19 protein-coding genes and 1 pseudogene are annotated in these 24405 nt (G+C 55.2%); 11 read left to right on the top strand and 9 right to left on the bottom strand.

What is annotated here, in order from left to right:
* Positions 1-469: 469 nt before the first annotated feature.
* Positions 470-1042 (bottom strand): elongation factor P-like protein YeiP, encoded by a 573-nt coding sequence (gene yeiP / locus JK223_RS09560; protein WP_025903383.1) that lies wholly within the window; start codon positions 1040-1042, stop codon positions 470-472.
* A gap of 193 nt (positions 1043-1235) precedes the next feature.
* Between yeiP and JK223_RS09555 the strand changes: the two genes are divergently transcribed.
* From JK223_RS09555 to fruA, 4 genes are all read left to right on the top strand, one after another.
* Positions 1236-1490 (top strand): YkgJ family cysteine cluster protein, encoded by a 255-nt coding sequence (locus tag JK223_RS09555; RefSeq protein ID WP_212713957.1) that lies wholly within the window; start codon positions 1236-1238, stop codon positions 1488-1490.
* Between the two features lie 337 nt (positions 1491-1827).
* Entirely contained in the window at positions 1828-2961 is a 1134-nt protein-coding gene (gene fruB / locus JK223_RS09550) for a fused PTS fructose transporter subunit IIA/HPr protein (protein ID WP_212713956.1), read from the top strand.
* Complete coding sequence (gene fruK, locus JK223_RS09545) at positions 2958-3896, top strand: 1-phosphofructokinase (RefSeq protein WP_212713955.1); 939 nt, start codon at positions 2958-2960, stop codon at positions 3894-3896. Before fruB ends, fruK begins: the two co-directional genes overlap by 4 nt.
* A 20-nt stretch (positions 3897-3916) precedes the next feature.
* On the top strand, positions 3917-5602 hold the full coding sequence (gene fruA / locus JK223_RS09540; protein ID WP_212714049.1) for a PTS fructose transporter subunit IIBC: 1686 nt from the start codon (positions 3917-3919) through the stop codon (positions 5600-5602).
* A gap of 44 nt (positions 5603-5646) precedes the next feature.
* On the opposite strand, the gene nfo is transcribed toward fruA, so the two are convergent.
* Positions 5647-6492, bottom strand: a complete 846-nt coding sequence (nfo, locus tag JK223_RS09535) for a deoxyribonuclease IV (protein WP_212713954.1) — start codon at positions 6490-6492, stop codon at positions 5647-5649.
* Between the two features lie 55 nt (positions 6493-6547).
* On the bottom strand, positions 6548-7609 hold the full coding sequence (locus JK223_RS09530) for a YeiH family protein (protein WP_212714048.1): 1062 nt from the start codon (positions 7607-7609) through the stop codon (positions 6548-6550).
* Between the two features lie 147 nt (positions 7610-7756).
* On the opposite strand from JK223_RS09530, the gene yieE reads away from it, so the two are divergent.
* Complete coding sequence (yieE, locus tag JK223_RS09525; RefSeq protein WP_212713953.1) at positions 7757-8635, top strand: DNA-binding transcriptional regulator YeiE; 879 nt, start codon at positions 7757-7759, stop codon at positions 8633-8635.
* A 132-nt stretch (positions 8636-8767) separates the two neighbouring features.
* Positions 8768-10243 carry an amino acid permease gene (locus tag JK223_RS09520; protein ID WP_212713952.1) on the top strand — a complete coding sequence of 492 codons (1476 nt, stop codon included), beginning with the start codon at positions 8768-8770 and terminating at the stop codon, positions 10241-10243.
* A gap of 67 nt (positions 10244-10310) precedes the next feature.
* On the opposite strand, the gene fghA is transcribed toward JK223_RS09520, so the two are convergent.
* Together fghA and JK223_RS09510 are read right to left on the bottom strand one after the other, a co-directional pair.
* Positions 10311-11153: an S-formylglutathione hydrolase gene (gene fghA, locus JK223_RS09515; RefSeq protein WP_212713951.1), complete on the bottom strand. Its 843-nt coding sequence runs from the start codon at positions 11151-11153 to the stop codon at positions 10311-10313.
* 62 nt (positions 11154-11215) lie between these two features.
* Positions 11216-12145, bottom strand: coding sequence for a LysR family transcriptional regulator (locus JK223_RS09510; RefSeq protein ID WP_212713950.1), 930 nt, complete (start codon positions 12143-12145; stop codon positions 11216-11218).
* A gap of 242 nt (positions 12146-12387) precedes the next feature.
* On the opposite strand from JK223_RS09510, the gene folE reads away from it, so the two are divergent.
* Together folE and yeiB are read left to right on the top strand one after the other, a co-directional pair.
* Positions 12388-13053, top strand: coding sequence for a GTP cyclohydrolase I FolE (gene folE / locus JK223_RS09505; RefSeq protein ID WP_025903393.1), 666 nt, complete (start codon positions 12388-12390; stop codon positions 13051-13053).
* Positions 13054-13116: 63 nt separating this feature from the next.
* Positions 13117-14262: a DUF418 domain-containing protein YeiB gene (yeiB, locus tag JK223_RS09500; protein WP_212713949.1), complete on the top strand. Its 1146-nt coding sequence runs from the start codon at positions 13117-13119 to the stop codon at positions 14260-14262.
* Positions 14263-14648: 386 nt separating this feature from the next.
* Here the strand turns inward: yeiB and sanA are convergent.
* From sanA to metG, 4 genes and pseudogenes are all read right to left on the bottom strand, one after another.
* Positions 14649-15347, bottom strand: a pseudogene (gene sanA, locus JK223_RS09495) (outer membrane permeability protein SanA); the annotation flags it as partial.
* Positions 15348-15468: 121 nt separating this feature from the next.
* Entirely contained in the window at positions 15469-17166 is a 1698-nt protein-coding gene (locus JK223_RS09490; RefSeq protein ID WP_212714047.1) for an NAD-dependent malic enzyme, read from the bottom strand.
* 142 nt (positions 17167-17308) lie between these two features.
* A complete protein-coding gene (cdd, locus tag JK223_RS09485) occupies positions 17309-18199 on the bottom strand; it encodes a cytidine deaminase (protein WP_212713948.1) in 891 nt (296 codons plus the stop codon).
* Positions 18200-18395: 196 nt separating this feature from the next.
* Positions 18396-20453, bottom strand: coding sequence for a methionine--tRNA ligase (metG, locus tag JK223_RS09480; RefSeq protein WP_212713947.1), 2058 nt, complete (start codon positions 20451-20453; stop codon positions 18396-18398).
* A gap of 187 nt (positions 20454-20640) precedes the next feature.
* Here metG and apbC point away from each other — a divergent pair, with 187 nt between their 5' ends.
* The 3 genes from apbC to ahpF all read left to right on the top strand — a co-directional run bounded on the left by apbC (position 20641) and on the right by ahpF (position 24258).
* Positions 20641-21738: an iron-sulfur cluster carrier protein ApbC gene (apbC, locus tag JK223_RS09475; RefSeq protein ID WP_212713946.1), complete on the top strand. Its 1098-nt coding sequence runs from the start codon at positions 20641-20643 to the stop codon at positions 21736-21738.
* Positions 21739-22053: 315 nt separating this feature from the next.
* Complete coding sequence (gene ahpC / locus JK223_RS09470; protein WP_212713945.1) at positions 22054-22617, top strand: alkyl hydroperoxide reductase subunit C; 564 nt, start codon at positions 22054-22056, stop codon at positions 22615-22617.
* Between the two features lie 69 nt (positions 22618-22686).
* On the top strand, positions 22687-24258 hold the full coding sequence (gene ahpF, locus JK223_RS09465) for an alkyl hydroperoxide reductase subunit F (protein WP_212713944.1): 1572 nt from the start codon (positions 22687-22689) through the stop codon (positions 24256-24258).
* Positions 24259-24405 lie beyond the last annotated feature (147 nt).

The raw sequence follows: 24405 nt of genomic DNA, 5'->3' as shown, positions 1-24405 counted from the left end.
ACGAACGTTCAACCTTCCTTAATGAAGGTCTGTGACCGGCCGGTTATCCACTCTTCTTCCTGCCAGGAACGTGTGAAAAAACGCGCTTATTATACAGATTATTAAGTAAGTAAATTTGACAAATCACGTGATAAAGTAACCAGCTGTGGCGGCGTCTTTTCAGGAACGATACCCAATATCCGCCAGCGGCGGGGCCTGAAAGAGCGGCCGCAGGCAGAGTCCGGTTATCCGCGATGCGGGGTGTGTCGGGGAGTGGACGCGTTACCCGCAGGGAACAAAAGGGAGCGGCCTCCCGGGAGTGAGCAGAAAATGCCAGGCTACCGGTGATAATATCAGGGAGAACGATACGCCGGAGATGCCGGTCATGGCTGCGGGGCAGCAAGGCTGATGCGGATGTCATACGGGGCGGTTGCCGGGGAAGGCATCCCGGCAAGGGAGTCCGGACGACCGATGCGGCCGTCCTGGGGTATTAATCTGCGCGGCCCATATAGCGACGCTCAGGGATATGGATGCGGATTTTATCCCCGTTGCTCAGATACTCAGGCACCTGAACGACCAGCCCGGTACTCATGCCGGCCGGCTTGGTGCGGGCGCTGGCAGAGGCCCCTTTAATACCGGGGGAAGTATCGGTAATTTCCATATCGACGGTCTGGGGTAATTCCAGAGCCAGAATCTGCCCGTCCATGGTCAGGACATGCATCCCCGGAATACCGCCTTCAGGAATGAACAGTAACTCTTCCTCAATCTGTTTCTGGTTGAAGTGATAAGGGGTGTAATCCTCATCATCCATAAAGACGTATTCTTCACCGTCAATGTAAGAAAAACTGACGGCGCGGCGGCTGAGCGAGATAGTGTCGAGGATATCATCACCTTTAAAGCGTTCTTCTACCTTCAGTCCGGTGCGGATGTCAGTAAAACGCATTTTATACAGCGTCGCGGCACCCCGGGCACTGGGGCTCTGCACATCAATATCTTTTACCAGCAGCAGTTTTCCGTTCCAGCTCAGGGCCATGCCACGTTTAATTTCATTCGCCTTCGGCATCGGTTTTCTCACTATGTCAGCAATACAGGGAATTATGCGCGCAAAGTTACTCGCGCAATGCGTGGCAGGCAAGAGAAAGAAGATAAATTATTTAGCATCTGATGTTGAACGCCCGGATAAATGATAGAGTGCCGCTCCTGCCCGCACATATTTGTGCCGGGTTCCCCCTCTGCCTGTTCAAAGAAGGTGCCTGATGGAGTGTCGTACCGGCTGTGGTGCCTGTTGTATCGCACCGTCAATTTCCAGTCCCATACCCGGTATGCCCGGGGGCAAGCCCGCCAACGTCAGGTGCGTACAGTTATCGGATGATAATTTATGTAAGATCTTTGGTTCAGATCTGCGGCCAGCCGTTTGCGGCGGGCTTAAAGCCTCATTTGAGATGTGTTCAACGCACCGCGATACGGCGATGACCTATCTGATACGCCTGGAAGCCAGTACCGCCCCGTGAGACGTCATCTTTTGCCGGAGCGCATTCTCTGACAGCGACGGCCTGCAGGCCGCTATCGGGCCACGATAGCTGAAATTTGCTGAAGCACTGAGCGGAATCTGATTTGCGTCAATTGAAATTCAGCGCTATACCGTAGAATTATCAGATAAATGTCATGAAGTGTGCGTAGCCTCAAAAAATCGCCATAAGAATTTTGTTATTTGTTGCAGCAGAATTTTTTTGGCGCGTATATTACTGATACGTTTCAGCTCTGCCTGTGTTCCCTGTTGTCAGTCCCGGACACTTTTTTTTATCTCTGTTAGCTGAAACGATTCAACTGAAGATAGTGAGGAGTTCTATGTTCCAGCTCGATGTACAGGCGATACATACTGGTGCCAGCGCCAGTGAAAAAAACGAAGCGATACGTCAGGTCGCATCTGCCCTGACTTCTGCCGGGAATGTGACGGAAGGGTATGTCGAGGGGATGCTGGCTCGTGAACAGCAGACCTCAACGTTTCTGGGCAATGGTATTGCTATCCCTCATGGTACGACCGACACCCGTGATCAGGTACTCAACACCGGGGTCCAGGTCTTTCAGTATCCGCAGGGCATTCAATGGGGAGAAGATCAGGTCGCGTATGTGGTTATCGGCATTGCCGCCAAATCCGACGAGCACCTGGCGTTACTACGGCAGTTAACTCATGTGCTGAGTGATGACAGTGTGGCTGAAACACTGAAAACCGCGTCAGCTGAAGATTTACGTGCCTTGCTGATGGGTGAAAAACAGGCGGCCGAATTTCGTTTTGACACCTCCATGATCGCCACCCGGGTTGAGGCGACTGACCTGATGACGTTACAGGCACTGAACGCCGGGCGTTTACAGGCCGCGGGGGCGGTGGACAGCCGTTTTGTCAGCCAGGTGATCTCTCATCCGCCTTTCCATCTTGGCCACGGGATTTGGCTGAACGACAGTGCTGAGGGCAATCTGTTCAGCGCCATTGCGGTCAGTCGTGCGGCAACGGCCTTCACGACGGCAGATAATGAGCCGGTGTCCTTGTTAATGACGGTTGCCGCTATTGATGATCAGCCGCTGAGTGCACTGGGGTATCTGCACCGTTTACTGACCGGGGGGCATGCATCAGCGCTGGACAGTGCCGATCCCGCGGGGATCCTCGCCTTGCTGACCAGCGATTATGTTGAAGCAGATGAAGTGATCACCGCGGAATTTGTGATCCGCAACGAACATGGTCTGCATGCCCGTCCGGGCACGGCACTGGTCACCACCATTAAAAATTTCAAAAGCGATATTACGGTCACTAACCTGGATGGCAGCGGCAAACCTGCAAACGGACGCAGCCTGATGAAAGTGGTCGCGCTGGGGGTGAAGAAAGGCCACCGCCTGCGCTTTACGGCCAGCGGAGAAGATGCCGCCGCCGCGATCACCGCGATCGGCGAAGCCATTGAGAGTGGTCTTGGTGAGGGGGCAGCATGAGCAGACGTGTCGCAACCATTACCCTGAACCCGGCTTATGATCTGGTGGGCTTTACCCCGGAAATTGAGCGGGGTGAAGTCAACCTGGTGAAAACCACCGGTCTGCATGCCGCCGGCAAAGGGATTAATGTCGCTAAGGTACTGAAAGACCTTGGGATTGATGTCACTGTCGGCGGTTTTCTGGGTAAGGATAACCAGGACGGATTTCAGCAGCTCTTCAGCGAACTGGGGATTGCTAACCGTTTCCAGATTGTCGGCGGAAGAACGCGCATCAATGTCAAACTGACCGAGCAGGACGGCGAAGTGACCGATCTTAACTTTTCCGGTTTTGCTGTGACCGCCAAAGACTGGGAACGTTTTACGACCGATTCACTGAGCTGGCTGGGCCAGTTCGATATGGTCTGCGTCAGCGGCAGTTTACCGGAAGGGGTCTCTCCGGAAGCGTTTACCGCATGGATGAAATCCCTGCGTGCGCTATGCCCGTGCATTATCTTTGACAGCAGCCGCAGTGCGCTGGAAGCCGGGCTGAAAGCCGCTCCCTGGCTGGTAAAACCTAACCGTCGCGAGCTGGAAACCTGGGCCGGAAAACCGTTACCGGACTTACAGGACGTCATTGATGCCGCGCATAAACTGCGGGAAGAAGGGATTGCCCATGTGGTGATTTCGCTCGGCGCCGAAGGGGCGTTATGGGTGAATGCCTCCGGGGAATGGCTGGCAAAACCTCCGGCCTGTGAGGTGGTCAGCACCGTAGGGGCAGGGGATTCCATGGTAGGCGGCCTGATTTATGGGTTACTGATGCGTGAGTCCAGCGAACATACCCTGAGACTGGCAACGGCAGTCGCCGCGCTGGCGGTAAGTCAAAGTAATGTAGGCGTCGCTGACCGGACACAACTGGCGGCAATGATGGCACGTGTCGATTTACAGCCCGTGCACTGACAGCAGAAGAGGAATAAATGATGAAAACGCTGCTGATAACTGATGCGTCACTGGGAAAAGCCAGTGCATATATGGCCGAAAAAGCGGCCGAAACGGCTGCTGAAAAATGCGGACTGACCTTAACCCGTTCCGCAGCAGACGCTGAACTGGTCGTGGTCGCCGGCAAAAACGCGCCTATCGATCCGGCCCTGAGCGGTAAACCGTGCTGGCAGGGCGATCTGCAGGCACTGCTGAATGATGCGGTGGCTTTTCTGACCACCGCACGTGAACAGGCCACTCCCTGGCAGGCACCGGTGAGTGCTCAGCCGGTGGTGGCTGAGACCAGTGGAGCCAAACGTATTGTGGCGGTCACCGCCTGTCCGACCGGCGTCGCTCATACCTTTATGGCGGCAGAAGCCATCGAGGCAGAGGCTAAAAAACGTGGCTGGTGGGCTAAAGTGGAAACCCGCGGTTCTGTCGGTGCCGGTAATCCGGTCAGCGCTGAGGACATCGCGGCCGCCGATCTGGTGATTATCGCCGCCGATATCGAGGTCGACCTGGCAAAATTTGCCGGTAAACCCATGTATCGCACCTCGACCGGACTGGCACTGAAGAAAACCGCGCAGGAGTTTGATAAAGCACTGGCGGAAGCTAAACCTTACCACGCTGCCGGCGCGAAGTCTGAAGCGAGCGCCAGCGAGGGCAGTAAAGAAAAGGCCGGGGCATACCGGCACCTGCTTACCGGTGTCTCTTACATGCTGCCGATGGTGGTCGCAGGCGGCCTGAGTATCGCGTTATCCTTCGCCTTCGGGATCACGGCCTTCCATCAGGAAGGGTCGCTGGCCGCCGCGCTGATGCAGATTGGCGGGGGCAGTGCTTTTGCATTAATGGTGCCGGTGCTGGCGGGTTACATTGCCTTCTCGATTGCTGACCGTCCTGGTCTGACGCCGGGGCTGATTGGCGGTATGCTGGCGACCAGTACTAATGCCGGCTTCCTGGGCGGGATCATTGCCGGTTTCATTGCCGGTTATGTGGCGAAATTTATCAGTACACGGCTGAAACTTCCGCAGAGTATGGAAGCCCTGAAACCTATCCTGATTATTCCGCTGCTGGCGAGCCTGATCACCGGTCTGCTGATGATTTATGTGGTCGGTAAACCGGTCGCCGCTATCATGGAATGGCTGACGCACTGGCTGGGTAACATGGGGACGGCGAATGCGGTACTGCTGGGTGCGGTGCTGGGCGGTATGATGTGTACCGATATGGGAGGCCCGGTCAATAAAGTGGCTTATGCCTTTGGTGTCGGTTTACTGAGCAGTAAAACTTATGCGCCGATGGCGGCGATTATGGCTGCCGGGATGGTACCTCCGCTGGCGATGGGGCTTGCGACCTTACTGGCAAAACGGAAATTTAATAAAGGACAGCAGGAAGGCGGTAAAGCCGCACTGGTGCTGGGTCTGTGCTTTATTTCTGAAGGGGCCATTCCGTTTGCGGCCCGTGACCCGATGCGGGTGATCCCTTGCTGTATCGTGGGTGGCGCGGTGACCGGCGCTATCTCTATGGCGATCGGCGCCCAACTGATGGCACCTCACGGCGGCTTGTTTGTTCTGTTGATCCCGGGGGCGATCACCCCGGTACTGGGTTATCTGTTATCCATTATTATCGGAACGGCGCTGGCGGGTATTGCTTATGCCTTCCTGAAAAAACCGGAACCAGTCACCGCCTGAGGCCGGTGTGATAAGAAAAACAGGGCGCATCGCGCCCTGTTTTTTTATGCAGTCTGTTGGGCTTTCAGCCAGGCAATTTCATCTTTCCAGATATCCGGATTGACGGTTTCCAGAATTAACGGAATACCGTCAAAGCGGGGATCTTTCATCAGCCAGCTGAACACCGTATTGCCGATATTTCCTTCGCCCAGACTGTGGTGGCGGTCGACCCGGCTGCCGAATTCACTCTTGGCATCATTCAGATGCATGCCCCGCAGGTAGTCAAAGCCGACAATCCGCCCGAATTCCCGGAAAGTATTTTCACACTCTTCGACCGTACGCAGGTCGTAACCGGCGGCAAAGGCGTGACAGGTATCGATGCAGACGCCAACCCGGCTTTTATCTTCAACGTGATGGATGATTTCGGCCAGGTGCTCAAAACGAAACCCCAGGTTACTGCCCTGACCGGCGGTGTTTTCGATCACCGCCGTGACACCCTGCGTCTGATCCAGCGCGATATTGATCGATTCTGCAATCCGCTTCAGACAGTCTTCTTCAGCAATCTGTTGCAGGTGGCTGCCCGGATGGAAGTTAAGTAAGGACAGGCCGAGTAATTCTGCCCGTTGCATCTCATCAATAAAGGCCAGTCGTGATTTTTCCAGTGCTTCACTGACCGGATGACCGAGATTGATCAGGTAACTGTCATGGGGCAGAATTTGTCCTGAGCTGAAGTTATATTTTTCGCAGGCCTGACGGAAAGCGCTGATACTTTCCTCTGTTAATGCCGCAGCACGCCACTGGCGCTGATTTTTGGTAAACAGTGCAAAGGCCGTGGCTTCCAGTTCGTGTGCACGAAGGACCGCGTTTTCCACGCCCCCTGCGGCGCTGACATGCGCACCGATAAACTTCATTACTTTCTCCTTACTTCCCGGTATTTGCTGAATGTCACACATAATACCTGAGGATTTACTGCATAACATGCCATACCAGCAGATTGACGCCTGCGCCGCCGATAATCAGCCAGAGAAAAACGACAGCTCCCAGCAGTAAGGGTTTCAGCCCGGCGGTTTTCAGCTGAGAAAGGCGGGTACTCAGGCCCAGCGCGGCCATCGCCATCGCCAGAAGAATATTATCACTGCGGCGGATCCATGAAAGCCAGGTATCAGACAGCAAACCGAACGAGTTAAGGACGGCGACCAGAATAAAGATCAGGGCAAACCAGGGGAAGGTGATTTTGCCGGGGCCGGCATTCTCTGCAGGCTGACGGGTGCGGTTAACCCACTGTCCCAGCAGCAGCAGGAACGGTGCCAGCATCATGACCCGTAGCATTTTGGCAATCACCGCGGTATCTTCGGCTTGCGGACTGATAGCATGACCGGCCGCCACCACCTGAGCCACTTCATGGACGGTCGAACCCGTATAAATGCCGAACTGCTCAGCACTGAGACCCGGCAGCCAGGGGTGGATAACCTCCCACATTAACGGATAGATAAAAATGGCCGCGGTACCGAAGATAACCACTGTTGCCACCGCCACCGCCACTTTTCCGGCATCGGCTCTGATGACCGGGGCTGTCGCCAGTACCGCCGCCGCGCCGCAGATACTGCTGCCGGCACCAATCAGCCATACGGTCTGTTTATCCGGTTTTATCCAGTACAGTCCGGCCAGGCAGGTCACCAGAAATGTGCTGCTCAGCATAATCATGTCGGTGACCAGCCCGCGGTAACCGATATGGCCGATTTGCTGAAAGGTGAGATTAAAGCCATACAGAATAATCCCCAGCCGCAGCAGATAATGTTTACTGAAGGCGATCCCTTGCTCGCAGCGGACATGAACCGTCGCGGGTAACAGATTACCGGTAATAATTCCGGCCAGGATCGAAAGGGTCAGTGTCCCCAGCCCCAGCCGGGCTACCAGGGGAATCTGGATCAGGGGGATCACGCCTGCGGCAATCATACCGCTGAGCAGAAGACCACGGAGTAAGGGGAGGCGGGGCAGAGGCGCCCGCAGTTGCTGATGCAGAGTCATCATGTCATTCCTTGCTGAGTCAATGACCCTTATCCTGCCGGGGTTTTGCTTAAAAGAGAAATTGATTATATATTTATAATTAACCACTATAACTGGTTAACGTGCGGAGGCTTCCGTTATCCGTCAGGGCATCCGTGAGGAGACAGTGTGCATATCACCCTAAGACAGCTGGAAGTATTCAGTGAAATTGTAAAGAGCGGGTCGACGACCCGGGCAGCGCAGCAACTGGCGCTATCGCAGTCGGCCGTTAGTGCGGCGCTGGCTGATCTTGAACATCAGTTAGCGGTAAAACTGTTCGATCGCTCCGGCAAGCGACTGATTGTGAATGAACATGGCCGCTTGCTCTATCCGAAAGCCGTCTCGTTACTGGAACAGGCGAAAGAGACCGAACAACTTTTCCGTGAAGATCATGGTGCCATCCGGATCGCCGCCAGCAGTACTATCGGCAACTATCTGCTGCCTGCCATGATGGCAGAGTACCGGCGTGATTTTCCGCAGGCTCCGCTGGACCTGACGGTCGGGAACAGTCAGGACGTGATCCAGGCGGTCAGTGATTTTCGCGTGGATGTGGGGCTGATCGAAGGGCCTTGTCATATCACCGGGATCGTCAGTGAAAACTGGCTGCAGGATGAACTGGTGGTTTTTGCTGCACCACAGTCGGCCATTTTCCGCGAAGCCGTCACGCTGGAAAAACTGGCAGACTCCCCCTGGATCCTGCGCGAACGCGGGTCAGGGACCCGGGAAATCGTGGACTATCTGCTGCTTTCTCATCTCCCCCGGTTCAGAATAGCGATGGAGCTGGGGAATTCAGAGGCGATCAAGCATGCGGTACGTTATGGAATGGGGATCAGTTGCCTGTCACGCCGGGTGATCGCAGACCAGCTTGAAAATGGCAGCCTGCGCCAGGTCCCGCTGCCACTGCCGCCGCTGACCAGAACGTTATATCGCATCCACCATCAGCAGAAACACCTGTCCCGAACGCTGATCCGTTTTCTTTCTTATTGCCATGAACAGGACATTGCCTGACCCGGTCCGCCCGGGGTTGCTAATAATCGGCGGGGGATTATGAAGGTAACTTATAACGCGGTGGTAATGCTATACAGGTTACGGTGAGCTGGTACAATCGCGCCTCATTTTTATCCAGCATAGTGTTTACTGATGAATAATAATACAAAAACAACAGATAAGCCTGGCCTGAAGCGTGTATTAAAAGCCCGTCATCTGACGATGATTGCGATTGGCGGGTCTATCGGCACCGGGCTGTTTGTCGCCTCCGGGGCCAGCATTTCTCAGGCGGGACCCGGTGGTGCACTTCTTTCTTATGCCATTATCGGGCTGATGGTCTATTTCCTGATGACAAGCCTCGGTGAACTGGCGGCGTATATGCCGGTCTCCGGTTCGTTTGCGACCTACGGTGCAAAATACGTCGAAGAAGGCTTTGGTTTCGCTCTGGGGTGGAATTACTGGTACAACTGGGCCGTCACGATCGCCGTCGATTTGGTAGCCGCACAACTGGTGATGGGCTACTGGTTCCCGGAAGTCCCGGGCTGGGTCTGGAGCTGCCTCTTCCTGGCGGTGATTTTCCTGCTGAACGTGATTTCGGTGAAAGGGTTTGGTGAAGCGGAATACTGGTTCTCGCTGATCAAAGTGGTGACCGTGGTGATCTTTATTATCGTCGGTCTGATGATGGTCACCGGCATTCTGCGGGGTGCCGGAGACGGTGGCTGGCATAACTGGACGACGGGCGGTGCGCCGTTTGCGGGCGGATTTTCTGCGATGATCGGCGTGGCAATGATTGTCGGTTTCTCTTTCCAGGGGACGGAGCTTATCGGGATTGCGGCCGGCGAATCAGAGAACCCGGGCAAAAATATCCCGCGTGCGATGCGTCAGGTTTTCTGGCGGATCCTGCTGTTTTATGTGCTGGCTATCCTGATCATCAGCCTGTTACTGCCGTACACCGATCCGCGTCTGCTGCATAATGATGTGAAAGACATCAGCGTCAGTCCTTTCACTCTGGTTTTCCAGAATGCCGGGCTGCTCTCTGCCGCCGCAGTAATGAATGCGGTGATCCTGACCGCGGTGCTCTCCGCCGGTAACTCAGGAATGTATGCTTCCACACGGATGCTGTTTACGCTGGCACAGGAAGGGAAAGCACCTAAAATCTTTGCCCGTCTGACCGCCAACGGCGTACCGCGTAATGCACTGATTGCGACCACAGTGATTGCAGCGCTTTGCTTCCTGTCATCAAAGTTTGGTAATCAGACCGTCTATATGTGGTTGCTGAATACTTCAGGAATGACCGGCTTTATCGCCTGGCTGGGGATCGCCATCAGCCATTACCGCTTCCGTCGCGGCTATGTGGCGAAGGGGCATAACCTGGCGGATCTGCCTTACCGTGCCGGACTTTTCCCGCTCGGGCCGGTATTTGCTTTTGTGCTCTGCCTGCTTATCACCCTGGGTCAGAACTACCAGGCCTTTATGGCCGATACCATTGACTGGTATGGCGTGGCAGCCACCTATATCGGTATCCCGTTATTCCTGGTGATCTGGCTGGGCTATAAATGGACGCGCGGAACCCGCTTTGTGAAATACCACGAGATGGAATTCCCGGGCATCACCAAAAGTGACAATTAACAGGTCAGTCCGGTGAGTTAAATAAAAACCCATGCATCGCATGGGTTTTTTTATGGCTGACGCTGCCTCAGGCAGTCAGCAGGTGGCGGGCGTGGAAACGAAGATGATCTTCAATAACACTGGTAATAAAATAGTAGCTGTGGTCATAGCCTTCCTGCCAGCGCAGGGTCAAATCAAACTGATGCTCACGGGCGGCTGTTTCCAGCACTTCCGGTTGCAGTTGCAGCGGGTAAAAATTATCAGCAAGCCCCTGGTCAATCAGCATCGGCAACCGGTGCGTGGCTTCAGCCATCAGCAGGCTGGCATCATACTGACGCCATGCCTCACGATCCTCTCCCAGATAGGCGGTAAAGGCTTTCCCGCCCCAGGGGACCGAGGACGGATTGACGATCGGGGCGAAGGCGGAGACCGAGGTAAACCGACCTGCCTCACGCAGGGCCAGCACCAGTGCACCGTGGCCGCCCATCGAGTGTCCCATAATGGCCTGACGATCGCTGAAGCTGAAGTGTTCCGCCAGCAGTGCCGGCAACTCCAGTGTCAGGTAATCGTACATCCGGTAATGCCGGTCCCAGGGGGCACGGGTAGCATTAAGATAAAATCCGGCCCCCTGGCCGAGGTCGTACTGCTCATCGTCGGGAACCTCGCTGCCACGCGGACTGGTATCGGGCATAATCAGCGCAATGCCCTGACCGGCGGCCAGCCGTTGTGCCCCGGATTTCACAGAAAAATTCTCATCAGTACAGGTCAGTCCTGCCAGGCACCAGAGCAGCGGAACCGGCTGAGCGGCCGCTGCCGGGGGCAGGAAGAGACTGAATTTCATCTCACATCCCAGCGTTGCTGAGGTATGTTGCCAGCGTTGCTGGCGACCGCCAAACATCAGATGCTCTTCGCAGAGAGTGAGTCCGGACATATAACGCTCCTGTTATTATCTGTATACAGGGCTGCTGCAGGTGCGGCAGCCGGTAAAAAAAATCAGGGAGATACGGCAGTCCCCTGTGCATGATCAGCGTTTTCCGCGTCGATGCCCGCAGAGGCCTCCCGGGTAAAGAAGCTGATCATCAGCGCTTTCAGTGCTTCGACATTCGGGGTGAACGCATCACGTCGCCAGATAAGACAGGTCGAGACCTGGCTGTATTTTTCCGGCAGATGATGCACACGGATACGCGCCCGGTCGCTCATTTGCGCCAGCACGGAAAACGGAATAATCGCGAGCCCGGCCCCTCCCGCCACACAGGCGATCATCGCATGGTAGGAATGAATTTCCATAATACTGCCGGGCTGTGCGTCACCTTCGCGAAACCACTCCTCCAGCTTCAGCCGGTAAGAACAACTGTTACGGAAGGCAAAGAAAGTCTCGCCCTGAACATCCCGCGGGCAGGTGACCGGCAGGTGTTCACTGCTGGTGATCAGCACTAACTCTTCACGAAAAGCCTCACAACTGTGCAGTTCGTCATAGCCTTCCGGACTGTCGGCGAGGGCAGCGGCCACCGTTCCTTCGCGGACATGGTCGATAATCTCACCGGACGTCCCGGTGATCAGTGACAGAGACACCGACGGATAACGCTGGTGATACGCCGCCAGCAGACCCGGCAGGCGGGTAGCCGCCGTACTTTCCATGGTGCCGAGCGCAAAATTCCCCGCCGGTTCCCCCTGGCGGGTCATGCTGATGGCTTCTTCGCTTAAGGCCAGGATACGTTGCGCATAACCGAGAAAGTTATGCCCGACCGGGGATAACCGTACCCGCTGTTTTTCGCGGATCAGTAAGTCGGTTCCCAGTTCTTCTTCCAGTTGCTTCAGACGGGTCGTCAGGTTAGAGGGCACCCGGTGAAGTAATTCTGCCGCCCGGGCGACCGAGCCGGTATCGGCAACGGCACAAAACATCCGTAGCTGAACCAAATCCATAATTATTCTCTTTATGAAAGGAAGTTAGTGTGATTTATTCATAATCATTGCGATTGTAGTCGCTGCGGTGGTGTCAGGCAAGCCTGAACCTGCGGGCCATCGTGTGAAATATTTTTTGCTACTGATGAAAGATGATCACCGTAAGCTACTGGATAATCCCGACGGACTGATTCACAATAAGCAATAATTATGATTCGCCGCCCGTTGCCAGGGCTGAGAATTCACCTGCCGGAGAAAAGTAGATGTCCCTTTTAAGTCAGGAAGCGGCACTGGTACATGAAGCACTGGTGGCCCGCGGTCTGGAAACCCCGTTACGTAAGCCTGCGCGCGAGCTGGATAACACCACACGTAAGGCGCTGATTGCCGGTCATATGACCGAAATTATGCAATTACTGAATCTCGATCTGGACGATGACAGTCTGACCGAGACACCGCACCGTATTGCGAAAATGTATGTCGATGAAATCTTTTCGGGGCTGGATTATGCCAACTTCCCGAAGATTACGGTCATCGAGAATAAAATGAAGGTCGATGAGATGGTCACCGTGCGTGATATCTCCCTGACCAGTACCTGTGAACATCACTTTGTGACGATCGACGGTAAAGCCACCGTGGCGTATATCCCGAAAGATAAAGTGATCGGTCTGTCAAAAATTAACCGTATTGTGCAATTCTTTGCACAGCGTCCTCAGGTACAGGAACGTCTGACCCAGCAGGTGCTGGTGGCGTTACAGACGCTGCTCGGGACCAATAATGTGGCGGTTTGCATCGATGCGGTCCATTACTGTGTCAAAGCCCGTGGGGTTCAGGATGCGACCAGTGCGACCACCACCACGTCACTGGGCGGACTGTTTAAGTCGAGCCAGAATACCCGTCAGGAATTCCTGCGCGCAGTCAGACACAACTGATTTCCCCGTTACCAGGCCATATCTTTCCGGATATGGCTTTTTCATTCCTGTCAGGGTTGTCACATGCCGCGTTATCCCCAGCTTGATTTTATCCGTGGTGCCGCCATCGCCGGCATACTGCTGCTGAATATCGTCAGTTTCGGTTTACCCGCCGCCGCCTATCTGAATCCGGCCTGGCAGGGCTTTATTACGCGCCCGGATGCCATCAGCTGGGCGGTCCTCGAACTCTTTGCACGGCTGAAGTTTCTTAACCTTTTCGCGATATTATTCGGTGCCGGACTGGTATTTCAGTTGCCGAAAGGCGGGGGCTGGATACAGTCGCGTTTAGGCTGGCTATTGCTGTTCGGCGTGCTGCATGCCGTGCTGCTATGGGAGGGAGACATTCTGGTGGCCTGGTCGCTGGCCGGAATGCTGACCTGGCGGATGATCCGCGATGCAGATTCCCCGGGGGTACTGATGCGCACCGGCATACTGTTTTATGCGGTCGGATGCCTGATGCTGCTGTTGTTCGGGGCGATATCCTCCGGTCATGCGGGCAGTGACTGGCTGCCCGGGACCGCAGAGATCTTTCTGGAACAACAACGGGTATTGCACCCCGGCATGGCGGCGATCGATTACCGTACCGGACATCTGGAATCGATGCTGGTGGCTTTTTTCGGACAGTATGGCTGGGAGCTGACCGGACTGATGCTCATAGGCGCGGCACTGGTGCATAATGGCTGGCTGCTGGGTAACCGGCCCCCGGCCGACTATCTTCGTACGGCGGTATTTCTGCTGGTTCCCGGCGTTCTGCTGGAAGGCGCCGGAATTACGGCTCAATGGCTGACCGGCTGGTCGTTCCGCTGGAGTGGCTTTTATCTGCAAATTCCCGGCGAAGTTGCCAGTCCGCTGATAAGCCTGGGGTATACCGCACTGGTACTGGCCGGCTGGAGGAAAATTTCGGCGATGCGGGTCGGCTATCTGTTTTGCTGTATTGGCCGGATGGCGCTGAGTAATTACCTGCTGCAAACCCTGGTCTGTACCTTAATTTTTTCCACCGCCGGTCTCTTTCTGCATTTTCAGCGCTGGCAGTTATTATTGATCGTGCCCTTTGTCTGGGTGATCAATGGGCTGTTTTCACTGTGCTGGTTACGGTATTTCCCGCGCGGTCCGATGGAGCAGCTCTGGCGCACGCTGACCCGGAAAACCGCCGGGCCGGCCGGAAGATAAGCCGCCGGCCGCCGGCCGCCGGTTTCCGTCCGGCCGGAGAGGGGCTGACGGGGTTAGCGCACCGCGGATGACAGGCCTGCAGGCCCGGAGGCCGCTTGCGGGGGCAGGGCGGGTGGGCGGACAGGTATCTGTGCGGCCTCTGCCGGGCAGACGATCTTCCCGGGAAGTGTCAGGCGGTCATTCCGATCACGGTGACCGGCTGTATTACCTGCTGCCTCGTTAATCACTGACGGCACATACGGCGGTCTGACCGGCAAATTGCCGGAAACGGGTGAGACCCGTGGGTTACCGGCAAAGGCGGCCAGCAATGCACAGTCTGCGGCCAGAGCATGATGTCCGTCGGCGGCAGCGGGTTTCACCTGGCGGACCGCGGCAGGCTGGCCTGACAGCGCCTGTAATTGTTGCGGGGTGACGGCCGGATAGCCCGGGGCCTTATCCGGAATTTCGCTGACCGGCGGGATAGGGATCAGCGGACCAAGATAACGGGGTTCACTTTTAAAAATATACAAATCCGCCAGCGCCGCCATACGGGCGGCAATTTCACGGAGACGGATCCCCAGCATATTCTTAGGGGACGGCACGGCAAAGCACTGCGCCTCTATGCCCTGATGCATAGCGATAAACAGCGCGCGTTCACAGTGAAAGCGCTGAGTAATAATCGTGAAGTCGTTAGTATCAAACACCTTGCGGGTACGGACAATGGAATCCAGCGTCCGGAAACCGGCATAATCCAGCACAATATCGGCCGGGTCGACCCCGGCTCGGATAAGGTCTTTGCGCATTGTCCGTGGCTCATTATAACTCTGCAGCGCATTGTCGCCGCTGAGCAGCAGATAATTCACCTTGCCACTGTTATAGGCATTCAGCGCCCCCTGAATACGGTACAGGTAATACTGATTCCGTTCACCGGTCCGGTAATATTTTGAGGTTCCCAATACCACACCGACTTCACGGTGGGGCAGCTGACTGACGTTTTCATAAATATAGGGGGCAGTTTTCCAGCTGATCCAACGGTCAAGCCCTAATGCAGTCATCCCTGCCAGTACGATCAGGCAACAGATAAGGATAAAGAGACGTTTGAGCATGCGGCCGGATCACTCATCTTGATAATTAAAAAGTGACTCAAGGGTACTTGAGCCACTCCGGTCAGGCAAGCGCAGACATTCCCGCTGCGCTGCCGGTGGAAGGTTCGTCTGTCCGGCACTCTCAGATTGAGGTACGGCGATAATGGCGATAAGCCGGGGTCCAGAAGTTATCCTCTACCGCCTGCGCCAGTGCTTCTTCAGAACTCTCCGCGGCGACCCCCGCAAGCCGGGCGGCACGGGCCACTTCAATCGCGATCTGCCGGGAAACCTGCTGGATATCCCCCAGCTCCGGCAAGACCGGGCCGGTCGGGTCAGTGGCGAGCGGTGAGCAATCGGCCAGCGCCCGGCTGGCACTCATCAGCATAGAGTCGGTCACGCGGCGCGCCCCGGAGGCGATAATACCCAGCCCGATGCCGGGGAAAATATAGGCATTATTGCACTGGGCAATCGGATAAACCTTCTCTTTCCAGGTGACCGGAGCAAACGGGCTTCCCGTTGCGATCAGAGCGGCGCCATCGGTCCAGCTGATAAGATCCGCCGGGGTGGCCTCAACGCGGGATGTCGGGTTGGATAAAGGCATGATGATGGGGCGCGGGCAGTGGCGGTGCATTTCACGAATAATTTCTTCGGTAAACAGCCCGGGCTGACCGGAGACACCTATCAGAACCGTCGGTCGGGCATGACGGACAACATCCAGCAGAGAAACCGAATCACTGCCGGTCTCCCAGCCGGCGATAGCCTCTGACGGCTGCACCAGACGGGCCTGGAAAGGTAACAGGTTAGTCAGTTTATCGGTCAGCAGGCCATACCGGTCGACCATCATCACCCGGCGACGGGCTTCGGCATCGCTCAGACCTTCAGACATCATTTCGTTAATAATCTGCTCTGCGATACCACAGCCTGCGGAACCGGCCCCAAGGAAAACAATGGTTTGTTCTGAGAGCGGGCTGCCTGCGGCCCGGCTGGCGGCGATCAGCGTGCCGACGGCCACGGCGGCGGTGCCCTGAATATCGTCATTGAAGCAGCAGAGTTTATCGCGGTATTTTTCAAGGAGCGGAGTCGCATTTTTCTGTGCGAAATCTTCAAATTGCAGTAACGCATGCGGCCAGCGCCGTTTCACAGCGCTGATAAATTCCTCAACAAAAGCATTATACTCTTCCTCACCAATACGGGGATGTCGCCAGCCCATATAGAGCGGGTCATTCAGCAATTGCTGATTATTGGTGCCGACATCCAGCACGATAGGTAAGGTGTACGCCGGGCTGATGCCGCCACAGGCGGTATATAATGACAGCTTGCCGATGGGGATCCCCATGCCTCCGATCCCCAAATCCCCGAGACCGAGAATGCGTTCGCCATCTGTCACGACGATCACCTTCACATTCTGTTTGGTGGCATTCTGTAACATATCTTCGATATGTTCGCGATTCGGGTAGGAGATAAACACACCCCGGGCACGACGGTAGATGTCTGAAAATTGCTCACAGGCCGTCCCGACAGTCGGGGTATAGATGATGGGCATCACTTCCTGAAGATGGTCTGCCAGCACCCGATAGAACAGCGTCTCGTTGGTGTCCTGGATATTACGCAGAAAGACATGTTTATCGATATTATTTTTGAACTCCTGGTATTGCTGCCAGGCCCTTTCGGCCTGTTCTTCGATGGTTTCAACGGTTTCCGGCAGCAGGCCATTGAGGTTAAATTCGTTACGTTCTTCGCGGGAAAAGGCACTGCCTTTATTGAGCAACGGAAATTCCAGCAGGATCGGGCCGGCATAAGGAATATATAGCGGTCGTTTACTCTCGTAATCCAGTTCCATCATTGATACTCCGTAGTAAAGCCCGGTAACCGATCGGGGCCACCGGAAGGGTTCAGTTGTCAGCACGTTACGTCTTTCCGGACGTTTTTTAAAGGGAATGCCCGCCGGAAATTTGTCAGATTTCCGGCTGATTCATCTCAGCTTATGTACGGGTAAGACGGACAGAGTCCAGATGCTGGCAGCCGAGCGCAGCCAGCGTGGTCTGAGTCGCACTGTGCTGAAGCAGAGCGGCATCGTCAGATTCGGCCAGCACGGCGCGCTGAATGTCGGTGCAATCCCCGCCTCTGATATTGAGCAGGATCAGCGCCGATTGCAGTGGCGGTAACGACGGATTATACGCAGCATTTTCCGCATAGCGGCCGGCATAAATTTTGCCATCACGGGTTTGTAAGGCAACGCCGCTATAAGCCGCACTGTAAGGTGCATAACTGAGGCTGGCGGCACGTATCGCCGCCTGTGTCAGCGGGTCACCCTGCGGAACAAACTGCTGGTCATTGATATCCATCAGCACGCTGTGAATATTCAGGTCTGCCGGGCCAAAGGCCGCCGGCAGATAGTCAGCCAGGGTCCGCGGGGGATGGTCCGGCAGGCAAACCGTCAGAGACAGACCGCTGTTCAGCTCATTCATAAATTGCCGGCAGTGACCACAGGGCGTGTAGTTAACGGTGATCGCCGCCAGTTTTTCCTCGCCAGAGAGCCAGGCGTGGGTAATGGCGCTCTGTTCAGCATGCACCGTCTGTTGCATGGTGGCCCCACTGAACTCCATATTCGCGCCGAAGTACCAACGACCGCTGACACCGCGGGCGATGGCACCGACGTTAAAATGTGAAATCGGTGTGACGGCACAACTGGCCGCCAGCGGGAGCAGCGCCAGGGCCAGGGCATCCCCGTCAAGGCCGGTCGCAGTCATCAGATGCTGCAATGTTTCCGGCTGCAGAATGGCCGTAAAATTCGGATCATCCAGCACGGGTTTCAGTGCCTGTTGCAAAGAGTTATCGAGGGTGGCAAATGCCGTGGTAAAACGTGGATGCATATCAAGCCTCATCGGGTGAGCCGGTTGTCCCTGATTTTTATAGGTGATCCCGGCCAGGGACACAATGTAATCTGTCCTGCTATTGCAGTTCTGTGTGATAAACCGCAAAGTTTACAAAAAGGGCAGCAGAGAGATGTCCGGCAGCAGAGGAAAAAAAAGCCGGTTTGCACCGGCTTCACGAAAGAGTTTGTCAGGATTAACGTACCGGCATACCGGGTTGGGCACCGCTGTCAGCAGACAGAATAAACAGGTCTTCACCCCCGTTACCGGCTGACAGCACCATCCCTTCAGAGACACCGAAACGCATCTTACGCGGGGCCAGGTTTGCGACGATGATCGTCAGGCGGCCGACCAGCACGGCAGGGTCCGGGTATGCGGCACGGATACCGGAGAAGATCTGGCGCTTTTCGCCGCCCACATCCAGCATCAGACGCAACAGTTTATCGGAACCTTCGACCAGTTCTGCCTGTTCAATCAGCGCGACACGCATATCGACTTTGGCAAAGTCATCGATGGTGATGACACCCTCCACAGAGGACTCTTCTTTTTTTGCCGGTTTCGCTGCGGTCGCCGGCTTCTGTGCAGCGGCAGGTGCTGCCTGTGCAGCATCGTCTTTCGAGGCTTCCACCAGCGCATTGACCTTGCTCATATCAATCCGCTGATAAAGTGCTTTGAAAGGTGCCACGGTATGGCCGGTCAGCGGTTGCGCAATGCTATCCCAGCTCAGCTCGCTGTTAAGGAAGGCTTCACTGCGGGCAGAGAGTTCCGGCAGGACCGGTTTCAGCCAGGTCATCAGTACGCGGAACAGATGGATCCCCATCGAACAGATAGCCTGCAGGTCAGCATCACGGCCTTCCTCTTTAGCGACCACCCAGGGAGCCTGCTCATCCACATAACGGTTAGCCAGGTCTGCCAGTGCCATAATTTCGCGGATAGCACGACCAAACTCGCGGCTGGCCCAGGCGTCACCGATTTTCTCACTGGCATCGACAAAGGTCTGGTACAGCGCCGGGTCAGCAAGCGACTCAGAGAGCTTGCCATTGAAACGTTTAGTGATGAAACCGGCATTGCGGGATGCCAGGTTAACCACCTTGTTCACGACGTCGGCATTGACCCGCTGTACAAAGTCTTCCAGATTCAGGTCGATATCATCGATACGGGAAGAGAGTTTAGCCGCGTAGTAATAGCGCAGGCTGTCGGCATCCAGGTGTTCAAGCCAGGTACTGGCCTTGATAAAGGTACCGCGTGATTTGGACATTTTGGCACCGTTAACCGTGACATACCCGTGGACAAACAGGTTATCCGGCTTACGGTAGTTACTGCCTTCCAGCATGGCCGGCCAGAACAAACTATGGAAATAGACGATATCTTTACCGATGAAGTGGTACAACTCGGTGGTGGAGTCTTTTTTCCAGTACTCATCGAAGTCCAGATCACCGCGTTTATCACACAGGTTTTTAAATGAGCCCATGTAACCGATAGGCGCATCCAGCCAGACGTAAAAATATTTGCCCGGCGCGTCCGGGATTTCAAAACCAAAATACGGCGCATCGCGGGAGATATCCCACTGCTGCAGGCCGGATTCGAACCATTCCTGCATCTTGTTCGCCACCTGTTCCTGCAGCGCGCCGGAACGGGTCCAGCTCTGCAGCATGTCAGAGAAGGAAGGCAGGTCGAAGAAATAGTGTTCGGAGTCACGCATCACCGGTGTGGCACCGGAAATCACGGATTTCGGCTCGACCAGTTCGGTCGGGCTGTAGGTGGCCCCGCAGACTTCACAGTTATCACCGTATTGATCGGCAGCCTTACATTTCGGGCAGGTGCCTTTCACAAAGCGATCCGGCAGGAACATGCCTTTCTCCGGATCGAACAGCTGTGAAATGGTCCGGTTTTTAATAAAACCGTTATTTTTCAGACTGCCGTAAATTTTTTCAGAAAGGACGCGGTTTTCATCACTGTGGGTAGAGTGATAGTTATCATAACTGATATTAAAACCGGCGAAATCCTGCTGATGTTCCTGGCTCATCTCTTCAATCATTTTTTCCGGGCTGATACCCAGCTGCTGTGCTTTCAGCATGATCGGTGTGCCATGGGCATCATCGGCACAGATGAACCAGACAGTATTGCCACGCATTCGCTGGTAACGCACCCAGATATCCGCCTGGATGTGTTCCAGCATATGCCCGAGATGGATAGATCCGTTAGCGTACGGCAGGGCGCACGTTACCATTATTTTCTTTGCGACTTGAGTCATAGTTTGCGTAGCTTTCTGTTATTTGGAAAAGAGTCTGAATGGTAACCGAAGGCACCCTTAACGTAAACAAGTGCCGGGCGATAAAGGCAGGATCGCTGATCTGCCGGTCAATCTGCTACTATAAGCGAAGAAAAATTGTTTACCGGACGGGCCGTGGGTCACGTCCCAGTAAGAAGGAGAAGGGAGAATGCCGGCACTCACCCCGGAAGAATTACATGCACAGGTCAGTGCGGTAGTTGCCGCGTTTCAGCATCCGACCCTGCAACAGGATCTTATTCACCTCCATGCCCTGCACCATGTGGCAATGCTGGATAATGTTTTACACATTGAACTGATCCTGCCGTTTGCCTGGCAGTCGGGCTTTGTGTCATTGCAGGAACAAACGACCGGTACTCTTTGCCGGCTCACCGGTGCCGACCGTGTGGAATGGCGACTGACTCATGATATCGCCACCCTGAAACGTGCCAAAAATTTGCCAGGCGCGAAGGGCGTAAAAAATATTATCGCGGTCAGTTCCGGGAAAGGGGGCGTCGGCAAATCGTCCACGGCCATTAACCTGGCCCTTGCGCTGCAGGCCGAAGGGGCGACCGTAGGGGTGCTGGATGCGGATATTTACGGACCTTCTGTGCCGATGATGCTGGGCTGTGAGGGCGAACGTCCCTCATCACCGGACGGCAAGCACATGGCCCCGGTAATGGCTCACGGGCTGGCAACCAATTCGATAGGATATCTGGTCACCGACGATAACGCGATGGTCTGGCGCGGACCGATGGCCAGCAAGGCTCTGATGCAGTTGCTGAATGAGACCCTGTGGCCGGATCTGGATTACCTGATTGTCGATATGCCCCCCGGCACCGGCGATATCCAGCTTACGCTGGCGCAGAATATCCCGGTAACGGCGGCCCTGGTGGTGACGACACCTCAGGATGTTGCGTTGCTGGACGCGAGAAAAGGCATTGTGATGTTCAATAAAGTCTCGGTCCCGGTGCTGGGGATTATCGAAAATATGAGTATGCATATCTGCAGCCAGTGCGGGCATGCGGAAGCCATTTTTGGTACCGGAGGGGCGGAAGCGCTGACGGAAGAGTACGGGATCCCTCTGGCCGGCAAGATCCCGTTGCATATTTCGCTGCGTGAAGACCTGGATGCCGGGCTGCCTACGGTCAGTCGCTGGCCCGACGGTGACTTTACCCGACTGTATCGCGATATTGCGGGGGCGATAGCGGCCCGACTGTACTGGGATGGCGAGGTCGTTCCGCCCGATATCGCTATCCGTATCCTGTAACCGGGCGGGAGGTCATCCCCCCCTGCGCCGTGGGCCCCCCGCGGCGCATTACCGGTGACTCCTCCGGACTATCCCGGGACCAGGATACCCGCCGTCTGTTTGCCACCGGGCTTCGCACACACATCTTTTAGCCGGACCCGTGATTCGTGTGGTTAGCCGGTGAGCGGTGTGGGTTGCGCCACCGGACTATCCCGGCAGCACCAGATACCGTGGAAGTTTAATAGGTTTCGGTGATTTCATTGATAATGACAGTGTATTAGCCGGTGTTTCCCCTGGCGGGTATTCTGTAACTCAACTTTTCATGGAGGGCAACTCATGTCAATTATCAATACCCAGATTAAACCGTTCAAAAACAGTGCATTCAAAGATGGCCAGTTTGTTGAACTGACAGAAAAAGATGTAGCAGGTAAGTGGAGTGTCTTCTTCTTTTACCCGGCGGATTTTACCTTTGTCTGCCCGACTGAGCTGGGCGACGTTGCTGACCACTATGACGAATTTCAGAAACTGGGTGTCGATATCTACTCAGTCTCTACCGATACCCACTTTACCCATAAAGCATGGCACGGCAGCTCAGACACCATCGCTAAAATCCGTTATGCCATGATCGGTGACCCGACCGGTGCGCTGACCCGTAATTTTGACATCATGCGTGAAGACCAGGGGCTGGCTGACCGTGGCACCTTTATCGTAGACCCGGAAGGTATTATTCAGGCGGTAGAAATCACTGCTGAAGGTATCGGCCGTGATGCTTCTGACCTGCTGCGTAAAGTGAAAGCGGCTCAGTACGTGGCTACCCACCCGGGAGAAGTATGCCCGGCGAAATGGAAAGAAGGTGAAGCAACACTGGCTCCTTCACTGGATCTGGTCGGCAAAATCTAATACACCGCACCAGTCGACGTATTTTCACGGGTGCTCTGGCACCCGTTTTTTTTGTCAGGGGAAATGACCATGCTCGATACAACGTTAAAAAACCAGCTCAGCAGTTATCTCGAAAAGCTGACCCGTCCGGTAGAACTCATTGCCAGCCTGGATGACAGCAAAGCTTCAGCAGAGGTGGGTGAGCTACTGGAACAAATTACCGGTCTGTCAGATAAAATCTCACTGCGCCGCGAAGACGCCCTGTTCAGCCGGCAGCCTTCATTTATGATTGCGCAGGCAGGGCAGACGCACGGACCAGTATTCTCTGGCTCTCCCCTGGGACACGAATTTACGTCACTGGTATTGGCACTGTTACAGACCGGCGGACATCCATCGAAAGAGAGCCAGCAGTTACTGTCCCAGGTGGCAGAACTCGACAGTGATCTGCATTTCGAAACCTATTATTCGTTGTCCTGCCATAACTGCCCCGATGTTGTTCAGGCGCTGAACCTGATGGCGATCCTGAACCCGAAAGTCACCCATACCGCGATCGATGGCGGTGTTTTCCGTGAAGAAGTGGAGCAGCGCCAGGTGATGGGCGTGCCGGCCGTGTTCCTGAACGGTCAGAGTTTTGCACAGGGCAGACTGTCGCTGAGCGAGATTGTCAGCAAAGTAGATACTAATGCCGGTAAAAAAGCAGCGGAAGCACTGAACCAGCGTCAGCCTTATGACGTGCTGATTGTCGGCAGCGGGCCTGCCGGCGTTGCCGCTGCGGTCTATGCTGCCCGGAAAGGGATCCGCACCGGACTTATCGGCGAACGTTTCGGGGGGCAGGTCCTGGATACCGTCGATATCGAAAACTATATTTCAGTCCCCAAAACCGAAGGTGGCCGTCTGGCAGGTGCTTTACGTCAGCACGTTGACGACTACCAGATCGATGTGATTGAAGCACAATCGGTAAGCCGTCTGTCGCCTGCCGAAAACACCGGCGGACTGCACAGCCTGACGACGGGATCCGGCGCGACACTCAGTGCCAAATCCGTGATCCTGGCCACCGGTGCCCGCTGGAGAAATATGAATGTGCCCGGTGAAGAAGAATACCGTACCCGTGGTGTCACCTATTGTCCGCACTGTGACGGTCCTCTGTTTAAAGGTAAACGCGTTGCGGTCATCGGCGGGGGTAACTCCGGGGCCGAGGCTGCCATTGATTTAGCGGGTCTGACTGAGCATGTGACTCTGCTTGAATTCGCGCCCGAAATGAAAGCCGATAAAGTCCTGCGCGATAAGCTGCACAGTCTGCCGAATGTCGAGGTGATCCTCAATGCGCAGACCCGTGAAGTGGTCGGCGATGGTCAGCAGGTGACCGGCCTGCAATATCAGGACAGACTCAGTGGTGAGCTGCATAACGTGGCATTATCCGGCATCTTTGTGCAGATAGGCTTATTACCTAATACCGGGTGGTTAACGGATACCTTGTCGCTGAACCGGTTTGGTGAAATCGAGATCGACAGCAAGTGTGAAACCAGCCACAAAGGAATTTTTGCGGCAGGGGACTGTACCACGGTGCCCTATAAGCAGATTATTGTGGCCTGCGGGGAGGGCGCAAAAGCATCTCTGTCGGCATTTGACTATCTGATCAGAACACCTTCTCTGAACGGATAAACACTCGTCAGGTCTTCTTCAGCCATCTGTTGTTAATCATCCCTGCGGTTATCAGTGATAACCGCAGGGATTTTTATTGTCACCCCTAAACCACCTCCTAGGGAGGTGGTGATTGATCCTGTAAGGCTATAGCCTGAAGAATGCCCA

The organism is Tatumella sp. JGM118, from assembly GCF_018257515.1.
Taxonomy (GTDB): Bacteria; Pseudomonadota; Gammaproteobacteria; order Enterobacterales; family Enterobacteriaceae; genus Tatumella; species Tatumella terrea.
The sequence above is the reverse complement of the archived record's forward strand: the minus strand, read 5'-3'. Positions and strand labels throughout refer to the sequence as shown.

Excerpts from the sequence above, each read along its gene's own strand:
- yeiP (WP_025903383.1), bottom strand. The coding sequence starts at position 1,042 with ATGCCGAAGGCGAATGAAATTAAACGTGGCATGGCCCTGAGCTGGAAC.
- JK223_RS09555 (WP_212713957.1), top strand. The coding sequence starts at position 1,236 with ATGGAGTGTCGTACCGGCTGTGGTGCCTGTTGTATCGCACCGTCAATT.
- fruB (WP_212713956.1), top strand. The coding sequence starts at position 1,828 with ATGTTCCAGCTCGATGTACAGGCGATACATACTGGTGCCAGCGCCAGT.
- fruK (WP_212713955.1), top strand. The coding sequence starts at position 2,958 with ATGAGCAGACGTGTCGCAACCATTACCCTGAACCCGGCTTATGATCTG.
- fruA (WP_212714049.1), top strand. The coding sequence starts at position 3,917 with ATGAAAACGCTGCTGATAACTGATGCGTCACTGGGAAAAGCCAGTGCA.
- nfo (WP_212713954.1), bottom strand. The coding sequence starts at position 6,492 with ATGAAGTTTATCGGTGCGCATGTCAGCGCCGCAGGGGGCGTGGAAAAC.
- JK223_RS09530 (WP_212714048.1), bottom strand. The coding sequence starts at position 7,609 with ATGACTCTGCATCAGCAACTGCGGGCGCCTCTGCCCCGCCTCCCCTTA.
- JK223_RS09520 (WP_212713952.1), top strand. The coding sequence starts at position 8,768 with ATGAATAATAATACAAAAACAACAGATAAGCCTGGCCTGAAGCGTGTA.
- fghA (WP_212713951.1), bottom strand. The coding sequence starts at position 11,153 with ATGTCCGGACTCACTCTCTGCGAAGAGCATCTGATGTTTGGCGGTCGC.
- JK223_RS09510 (WP_212713950.1), bottom strand. The coding sequence starts at position 12,145 with ATGGATTTGGTTCAGCTACGGATGTTTTGTGCCGTTGCCGATACCGGC.
- folE (WP_025903393.1), top strand. The coding sequence starts at position 12,388 with ATGTCCCTTTTAAGTCAGGAAGCGGCACTGGTACATGAAGCACTGGTG.
- yeiB (WP_212713949.1), top strand. The coding sequence starts at position 13,117 with ATGCCGCGTTATCCCCAGCTTGATTTTATCCGTGGTGCCGCCATCGCC.
- JK223_RS09490 (WP_212714047.1), bottom strand. The coding sequence starts at position 17,166 with ATGGAACTGGATTACGAGAGTAAACGACCGCTATATATTCCTTATGCC.
- cdd (WP_212713948.1), bottom strand. The coding sequence starts at position 18,199 with ATGCATCCACGTTTTACCACGGCATTTGCCACCCTCGATAACTCTTTG.
- metG (WP_212713947.1), bottom strand. The coding sequence starts at position 20,453 with ATGACTCAAGTCGCAAAGAAAATAATGGTAACGTGCGCCCTGCCGTAC.
- apbC (WP_212713946.1), top strand. The coding sequence starts at position 20,641 with ATGCCGGCACTCACCCCGGAAGAATTACATGCACAGGTCAGTGCGGTA.
- ahpC (WP_212713945.1), top strand. The coding sequence starts at position 22,054 with ATGTCAATTATCAATACCCAGATTAAACCGTTCAAAAACAGTGCATTC.
- ahpF (WP_212713944.1), top strand. The coding sequence starts at position 22,687 with ATGCTCGATACAACGTTAAAAAACCAGCTCAGCAGTTATCTCGAAAAG.